Genomic DNA, 8,244 nt, shown 5'->3' on the forward strand with positions numbered 1-8,244 from the left:
GCTCTTTCGCAGCGCCGTCCAAGGAGGATCCCTTGCGTCTACCGGAGCGAACAGTGTTCGGCAACAGATGGCGGGTCATGCCCGCGTTCGCCACGGCCGTCGTGATCGCGGCCACGCTTCCCGGTGCCACCGCCGCCAGCGCCGCCCCCGACCAGGCGGCACCGGCGGCCCCTGCCGCCGCGACGGACTCGTCCGTCGACGAGCACAACCACGAGGCCAGGGACAAGGACAACCGCCGGGGTACGGCGAGCCCGAGCACCACCCAGCGCTCGCGCGCCGACAGGGTCGACTCCTCCGTACGGTGGAACGCGTTCGGCACCCCGCACGCGCTCGGTCCGGTCGACGCCGGCCTGGCCACCGGTCTCGCCGCCGACCCGGAGACCGCCGCCCGGCAGTACCTGCTGGCGCAGCGGGACCTGTTCGGTCTGGACGAAGCGGCCGTGGCGAGCATGGAGAAGCTGCTCGTCCGGCAGATCGGCACCGGTGCCGTGGTCACCCTGCGGCAGCGCTTCGGTGACCTGCCCGCCGGATTCGACGGTCTGGTCAGCATCGCCGTCGACCGGGGCACCGTGGTCCACGTCAGCTCCTCGCTCACCCGCGACACCAGCGCCCCGGCACCGCTCACCGTCTCGGCCGACGAGGCGTACGCCGCCGCGCTCGCCGACGCCGGCCTGCGCGCCGACCAGGTGGCCAGCCACGACCTGCGCAAGGTCGCCGTGCCGACCCCGGTCGACGGCAACCGGGCCGCCTGGGAGGTGACGCTGATCGGCAAGGAGAGCACCGAGCCGACCGCGTTCACCACCTTCGTGGACGGTACCGACCACAGCGTCCTGGTCCGGGAGGACCTGGTCGACTACGACTCGGACAACCCCCAGTGGGCGGTCTTCCCGGCCAACCCGCCGAGCAAGACCAACCCGCGCCACGACGAGCGGGTCACCTGGTGCTTCACCTGGACCCGCGGCTGCGAGAAGACGGTCCAGGACGCGGCCAGCGGCCAGGCCTGGGACGTCGACCTGGCCACCGGTGAGCCGACGCTGACCACCCGGGGCAACTCGGCGAACAACGTCGTCTCCTGGGGTGCCGGCACCCCGGTCGTACCGGCCACGCCGAGCCCGACCCGCGACTACGACTACCCGTTCACCGACCAGTGGCGGCAGTCCAAGTGCAACCCGGAGGTGTTCACCTCGTTGCAGCGCAACGACATCGACGCCGCCACCGCGAACCTGTTCGCGATGCACAACCGGATGCACGACTGGGCGTACAAGCTCGGCTTCGACGAGGCGGCCTGGAACCTGCAGGCGGTCAACCTCACCGCCGAGGGCCTCGGCGGCGACGCCGAGCAGGGTCGCGCCCAGCAGGGCGCGCTGACCGGCAACCGGAACAACGCCAACCAGTCGACCCCGCGTGACGGGCTGCCGCCGAGCACCAACATGTACCTGTGGCAGCCGATCGCCGGTACGTCGTACCCGCCCTGCGTGGACGGTGACTACGACATGACGGTGATCGGGCACGAGTACGCCCACGCGATCACCAACCGCATGATCGGTGGACCGGACTCCGGCATCGGCGGCCACCAGGGCGGCGCGATGGGCGAGTCCTGGGGCGACCTGCTCGGTACCGAGTACCTGGTCCAGAACGGCTGGAAGCCGGCCGGGAAGACCCCGTACATCGTCGGTGGTTACGTCACCGGCAACCTGGAGAGCGGCATCCGCAACTACGACCTCAGCCGCAGCCCGCTGAACTACTCCGACGTCGGCTACGCGCTGTCCGGTCCGGCGGTGCACGCCGACGGTGAGATCTGGGGCGCCACCAACCACCGGATCCGCTCGGCCCTGGTCGGCCGGTACGGCGACGGCAACGCCCTGACCCAGGCCGCCTGCGCCGAGGGCAAACTGGCGGTCGACAGGTGCCCGGGTAACCGCCGCTGGACGCAGCTCGTCTTCGACTCGTTCCTGCTCCAGGCGGTCAGCCAGGTCAGCATGCTCGACATGCGGGACAACATGCTCGCCGCCGACGTGCTCCGCTTCGGCGGCCGCAACCAGGACATCATCTGGAACGCGTTCGCCGAGTCGGGCATGGGCCGGGACGCGGCCACGGTCAACGCCGCGGACACCGACCCGACGCCGAGCTTCGCCTCGCCGCACGCCCGCAACGCCACGGTCACGCTCCGCCCGAAGGGCGACAGCGCGTCCGCACCGATCCGGCTCTACGTCGGCGACTACGAGGCCCGCGCGGTCCCGATCGCGGACACCGACCCGGCCACCGCCCTGCCGGACACCTTCGAGATCGTGCCGGGCAAGGAGTTCTCCTTCCTGGCCGTCGCCCCCGGCTTCGGGCACTCCCGGTTCACCGAGAAGTTCAAGTCCGGTGAGCGGGAGAAGCTGGACCTGGACCTGGACCGCAACCTCGCCTCGCTGACCGCCGGCGCGGTGATCAGTGGTGACGGGGTCAACCTGGACCGGATCGCCGACGACACCGAGACGACCAACTGGGCGTCGCTGGACGGGGTCGCCGGCAAGCGGGTCACGGTCGACCTGCCCGGCGACCGGGCGCAGACCGTACGGCGGGTGAACGTGAGCGCGTACCTGCGGCCGGCGATCGCGGGTGACGTGGACACGGGCAGCCAGAACGCCCTGTCGGCGCTGCGGTCGTTCACCGTGCTCGCCTGTGACGAGCGCAGGTCGGACTGCACCGACGACGCCAGCTTCCGGAAGGTCTACACCAGCCGGTCGGACGCGTTCCCCGGTGGGGCGTTCCGGCCGTACACCCGGGAGCTGAACCTGCGGTCGTTCGAGATCCCGAAGACGACCGCGACCCACCTGCGGCTGGAGGTGACCGACAGCCAGTGCACCGGTGGTCCGCTCTACGCCGGTGAGCAGGACAACGATCCGGCCACCGCGACCGACTGCACCGCCAACAGCCCGTTCCGGACCCAGGTCCGGATCGCGGAGTTCCAGGCGTTCGAGCGGTAGTGGTCGAGTGACGGGTCCGCCTCCGGCCGCTCCCCCGGCCGAAGGCGGACCCGTACCCGGTGTGCCGCGGTCGGGGGCACGACCGGAGGAGGTCGGTGCGGCAACCGGGGGTCAGTGGTACGTCAGCGACGGCGCCAGACCGGAACGGTGGGCTCGTCGGTCTGCCAGACCGGTCGGCCGTAACCCGCACCCGGGTCCGCACCCAGGTCGATGGCGCCGTCGGCACCGGAGTCGGCGCGACGACGGCGGCGCTGGAACAGTCCTCCGCTGGAACGGCCGGCTCGTGGGGCGCCCCGGCCGATGGCCCGACCGGCGCCTCCGGTGACCGCGCTGAGGAGCCGGTGCCGGACCCGCATCAGCAGCCCGACGCCGAGGAAGAGCAGCAGCGCCCCGGTCAGGAAGCCGACCTGGACCAGTCCCAGTCCGCCGGAGTTCGCGGCGGGATCGGGGCGACCGCCGCCGGTTCCGGAGGCCACCACGGGCTCTTCCGTCGGCACCGGGATCAGCTCGTTCGGCTGCTCGTCCTCGGCCGACTCCTCCGGTGCGGCCTCGGTTGCCTCCGGTGACGGGGATGCGGTGGTGCGGGTGGCCGACGGGGTGGCCCTGGCCCGGTTGCCGGCCACCGTACGGGTGGCGGATCCGCTGGCCAGCAGCCGTGACCGGGCGTCGAACGCCTCGGCCGTCACGGTGACCCGGCCGCCGGCAGCTTCCGCGCCGAAGGCGATCCGGTAGCGCGCGGTGACCGTGCGGTCCCGGCAGAGTTCGCCGGGGTCGAACTCGTTGTCGGTCAGCCGGGCCGTGTCGCCGTCGGCCCGCACCTGTACGGGGAACGACCCGGTCTCCTCGACCCGGTCGACCCGTACCTGGTCCAGCCGGAGCCCGGCCACCCGCAGCACCAGTGACCAGCGGACCTTGCGGCACTCGCCGCGCTCGCTGGTGCCCACCACCGCCGAGATGGTCGCCGGGTCACCACCCGCGGTGAACTGACCGGGCAGGTCGAGCCGGGTGTCGAACCCCGGCGCCGCGCTGACCGGTGTGCCGGTGGCGAGCAGTCCCACCCCGGTCACCCCCGCCAGTACGACACCCAGCCGGCCGATGATCTGCCGCACCGCCACCACCGCCTCCATTCACGTACACCTATTGGTTTCGGTGATCCGATTACTCCCCGCAACGCTAGAACGGGATCAGGCAGCCGGAAAGGGGCGTAAGTCAGCACCCAGCGCCAATGAAACCCCCTACTTTCACCGACAGTGTTGAACCGGTAACCCAACCCCCGCGACACGCCGGCAGCACCGGCCCGGCACAATTCGGGTGGTGTCCGAAACCTCGGCGGCGTTCGTCCGCCTGCACGCCCGGCTGACCCCGGTCGCCTTCGTCCCGGAGGTCCTGCTGCACCAGGCCGACGAACCGATCGGTCTGTGGCAGCTCACCGAGGGTGAGTTCCGCAGCGAACAACCGCCACCGTTCTGGGCCTTCGCCTGGGCCGGCGGCCAGGCCCTCGCCCGCTACCTGCTCGACCATCCGGACGAGGTGGCCGGTCGCCGGGTGCTCGACTTCGCCTCCGGCTCCGGTCTGGTCGCCATCGCCGCCGCCCGCGCCGGCGCCCGGCACGTACGCGCGGTCGAGATCGACGAGCGGGCCGGCGCCGCGATCGAGCTGAACGCGCGGGCCAACGACGTACCGGTGGACATCACCGTCGCCGACATCCTCGACGAGGACTGGGCCGGTGACGCCGACCTCGTGCTCGCCGGGGACGTCTTCTACAGCCAGGCGATGGCCAACCGGGTGCTGCGCTTCCTGCTCCGCGCCGCCCGTGGCGGGGCGCGGGTGCTGGTCGGTGACCCGGACCGGGCGTTCCTGCCCCGCGGCCGGTTCGGCAAACTGGCCGCGTACGACGTGCCGGTCCCGCCCGCGCTGGAGAGCGTACGGGTGAAGCCCACCACGGTCTGGGAGCTTGACCCCGGTCGGCCGGGTGCCGCTGGGTAGCGTGTCGCCGTGTTGTTCCGCAGCTGGGCGGCGGGGACGGTGGACCGGCCGTGGCCGGACGTCGCCACCGTCGCCGACCACGTCGACGTCGACCACCTGGTGGTGACCCGGCACGCCCTGGTCCGCCAGGTGCTCGCCGACCCGCAGACGTACCGGCCGGACAACGCGCTGGACGCGATGAGTCCGATACCGATCGCCGCCCTGCGGGTCCTGGCCGGGTACGGGTTCCGGCTGCCCCCGACGCTGGCGAACAACAGTGGACACAGCCACCCGGCGATCCGGACGATCGTCGCCGACGCCCTGCACCCGAAGCGGGTCGCCGAGCAGCAGGAATGGCTGACCGGCGTGGTCCGTACGCGGGTGGCCCGGCTCGCCGACGAGCTGGCCGCCGGCCGACCGGTCGACCTGTACGCCGACCTCGCCGCCGACCTGCCGCTGCTGGTCCTGGCCCGGCTGGTCGACCTACCGGACGCCCGGATCGACGTCGTCAAGGAGTTCACCCGGGCGGCGCTCGAACTGTTCTGGGCCCCGGTCGACGCCGTACGCCAACAGCAGCTCGCCGCGATCGTCGGCCGCTTCCACACGGTCCTGCGGGAGTTCGCGACCACCGGATCCGGGCTCGCCGCCCGGCTGCGCGACGCCGGCCACCCCACGGACGTGGTGGTCGGCGCCCTGTTCTTCCTGCTGGTCGCCGGGCAGGAGACCACGTCGCAGTTCCTGACCCTGCTGCTGCACCGGCTCACCGGGGAGCCGGAGGTGCTGCGCGGGCTGACCGACGGCACGGTCGAGGTGGCCGACGTGGTGGAGGAGGGACTGCGACTGGAGCCCCCGATCGTCACCTGGCGTCGGGTCGCCGCCCGGGACACCACCCTCGGCGGGGTCGACGTACCGGCGGGGCGCAGCGTCGTACTCTGGCTCGCCCGTGCCGGCCGCGACCCGGCGGTGGTCGACGAGCCGGAGGAGTTCCGGCCCGGCCAGCCCGGCTCCCGCCGGCACCTCGCCTTCGGGGCCGGCGCGCACCGGTGCGTCGGCGCCCAGCTCACCCGGATGGAAGCCGCCGTGGTGGTGGCCGAAACCGCCCCGCTGCTGCGCGACGTCACCGTCCTGCGCGAGCCCTGGTGCCCCGACAACCTCTCCTTCCGCATGCCCGACGCCCTGGTCATCGCCCGTCCGGCCTAGTACCGGCGACGACCGGGCCTGACGAAGGTCAGGACCGTCTGGTGCCGTTCGGGTGCATCGCTCGACCCTGCCGGATTCCTACCGTCGACCCATCACGACGGGGAACCCAGGGAGGCTCCATGATCACCTTGACCGGGCTGACGAAACGCTTCGGCGACTCGACAGCCGTCGACCACCTGACCCTGGACATCGCGCCGGGACGGGTCACCGGCTTTCTCGGCCCGAACGGCGCCGGCAAGTCCACCACCATGCGGATGATCCTCGGCCTGGACCGGCCCACCGCCGGGACCGCGCTGGTCGGCGGTCGGCCGTACGCGAGCCTGCGACACCCGCTGCGGCACGTCGGGGCGCTGCTCGACGCGAAGGCCGTCCATCCGGGCCGGACCGCACGCGCACACCTGCTCGCGATGGCCCACAGCAACGGCATCCCGGCCCGCCGGGTCGACGAGGTCTTGGCCACGGTCGGCCTGACCGGCGTCGCCGGCAAGCGGGCCGGCACCTTCTCCCTCGGCATGGGTCAGCGCCTCGGCATCGCCGGCGCCCTGCTCGGCGATCCGGGAGTGCTGATGTTCGACGAGCCCGTCAACGGGCTCGACCCGGACGGGGTGCGCTGGATCCGCCAGCTCATGCGCTCCCTCGCCGCCGAGGGACGTACGGTCTTCGTCTCCAGCCACCTGATGAGCGAAATGCAGCTCACCGCGGACCAGCTCGTGGTGATCGGGAGGGGGCGGCTGATCGTCGACGCCCCGATCGCCGAGGTCATCGCGGGCAGCTCACGCACGGTGGTCCGGGTGCGCAGCCCACAACCGGCCGGACTCGCCGCGCTGCGCGACCGGCTCGCCGCACCGACGGTCACCGTCGAGCCGGGCGACGCCGGGGAACTGCTGATCTCCGGGGCCGATGTCGCGCTGGTCGGCGACCTGGCCCACGAACTCGGCGTACGGCTGCACGAGCTGAGCACCAGGGAGGCGTCCCTGGAACAGGCGTACCTGGAGCTGACCGCGGACAGCCTCGAATACACCGGCCCCGCCAGTGGGCCCGACCGGCAGGAGCGCGCATGAGCACCGTACCGACCCGTGGACTCGACCGGGCCGCGTCCCCATCCCCATCTTCGGCTTCGGCTTCTGCTTCTGCTTCGGGGTCGGGGTCTGCTGGTGGGGCGCCGACCGGGGGCGGGCTGGGCGGCGCGGTGGCCAGTGAGTGGACCAAACTCTGGTCGGTCCGCTCGGTCTGGTGGGCCCTGCTCGCCGGTGTCCTGCTGATGGCGGCGACCGCCGCCCAACTGGCGATCTACGTCCAGAACAGCAACACCAGCGCGGACCCGACCGATGACCGGGGCGTGGTCGCGCTCGGCCGGGTCGCGATCGACTCCGTCGAGCTGACCCAGTTCGCCGTGCTCGCGATGGCGATGCTGGTGATCACCGCCGAGTACGGTTCCGGCACCATCCGGGCCACCCTCCAGTGGACCCCGTTGCGGTGGCACGTCATCCTCGCCAAGACCGCCGTCGTCGCCGGGGTCACCTTCGTGCTGGGGGTGCTGCTCGGGGCGCTCGGTACGGCGGTCGCCGCTCCGATCCTCGGTGACTGGGGCCGGTACGAGCCCGCCGAGACCCTCGGTGACGTGTTGGGAGTCGGGGCGTACCTGTCCCTGATCTCGGTGTTCACGCTCGGTGTGGGGGCGGCACTGCGGGGTGCGGTCGCCACCCTCACCTCGGTCTTCCTGATCCTCACCGTGGTACCGGCGACGCTCGGGCTCACCAACGTGACGTTCATCCAGCGGATCGCCGACGCCATGCCCGGCACCGCCGGCCTCCACTTCCTACGCGGCGACACCGACCCCTACCCCCCACTCGTCGGCCTACTCCTGCTCACGGCCTGGGCGGTACTCGCCCTCCTGGCCGCCCACACGGCCCTCCACCACCGCGACGCCTAACCCACCCCCACCCCCACCCCCACCCCCGCCCCTACCCCTACCCCTACCCCGTTGATCATGAACTTAGCGACACGAAATCGCCGGCGGTTTCTAGGATTCAGTGCAACTGATCTTGGTTGTGCTGGAGGTGCTGGTGGCCAGGCCGGGTGTGGTGACGTTCGGGCATCGTCAGGT

Annotated in this window: 6 protein-coding genes; 5 read left to right on the forward strand and 1 reads right to left on the reverse strand. The window is 72.1% G+C overall.

Features of this window, described 5'->3' with window-relative positions; genetic code table 11:
- Positions 1-53: 53 nt before the first annotated feature.
- Positions 54-2,972, forward strand: a complete 2,919-nt coding sequence (locus ACWEFB_RS36830) for a M36 family metallopeptidase (protein ID WP_452292873.1) — start codon at positions 54-56, stop codon at positions 2,970-2,972.
- Positions 2,973-3,094: 122 nt separating this feature from the next.
- On the opposite strand, the gene ACWEFB_RS36835 is transcribed toward ACWEFB_RS36830, so the two are convergent.
- A complete protein-coding gene (locus tag ACWEFB_RS36835; protein WP_452292874.1) occupies positions 3,095-4,099 on the reverse strand; it encodes a hypothetical protein in 1,005 nt (334 codons plus the stop codon).
- Between the two features lie 187 nt (positions 4,100-4,286).
- Between ACWEFB_RS36835 and ACWEFB_RS36840 the strand changes: the two genes are divergently transcribed.
- From ACWEFB_RS36840 to ACWEFB_RS36855, 4 genes are all read left to right on the forward strand, one after another.
- Positions 4,287-4,958, forward strand: coding sequence for a class I SAM-dependent methyltransferase (locus ACWEFB_RS36840; RefSeq protein ID WP_452292875.1), 672 nt, complete (start codon positions 4,287-4,289; stop codon positions 4,956-4,958).
- Between the two features lie 9 nt (positions 4,959-4,967).
- Positions 4,968-6,137, forward strand: a complete 1,170-nt coding sequence (locus ACWEFB_RS36845) for a cytochrome P450 (protein WP_452292876.1) — start codon at positions 4,968-4,970, stop codon at positions 6,135-6,137.
- A 119-nt stretch (positions 6,138-6,256) separates the two neighbouring features.
- Positions 6,257-7,198: an ABC transporter ATP-binding protein gene (locus ACWEFB_RS36850; RefSeq protein WP_452292877.1), complete on the forward strand. Its 942-nt coding sequence runs from the start codon at positions 6,257-6,259 to the stop codon at positions 7,196-7,198.
- Between the two features lie 128 nt (positions 7,199-7,326).
- Positions 7,327-8,070: an ABC transporter permease gene (locus tag ACWEFB_RS36855; RefSeq protein WP_452292878.1), complete on the forward strand. Its 744-nt coding sequence runs from the start codon at positions 7,327-7,329 to the stop codon at positions 8,068-8,070.
- Positions 8,071-8,244: the final 174 nt, after the last annotated feature.

It is taken from the genome of Micromonospora sp. NPDC004704 (genome assembly GCF_053601675.1).

Bases quoted from the DNA above. Each gene is read 5' to 3' on its own strand.
- ACWEFB_RS36850 (WP_452292877.1), top strand. From the start codon at position 6,257: ATGATCACCTTGACCGGGCTGACGAAACGCTTCGGCGACTCGACAGCC.
- ACWEFB_RS36835 (WP_452292874.1), bottom strand. From the start codon at position 4,099: ATGGAGGCGGTGGTGGCGGTGCGGCAGATCATCGGCCGGCTGGGTGTC.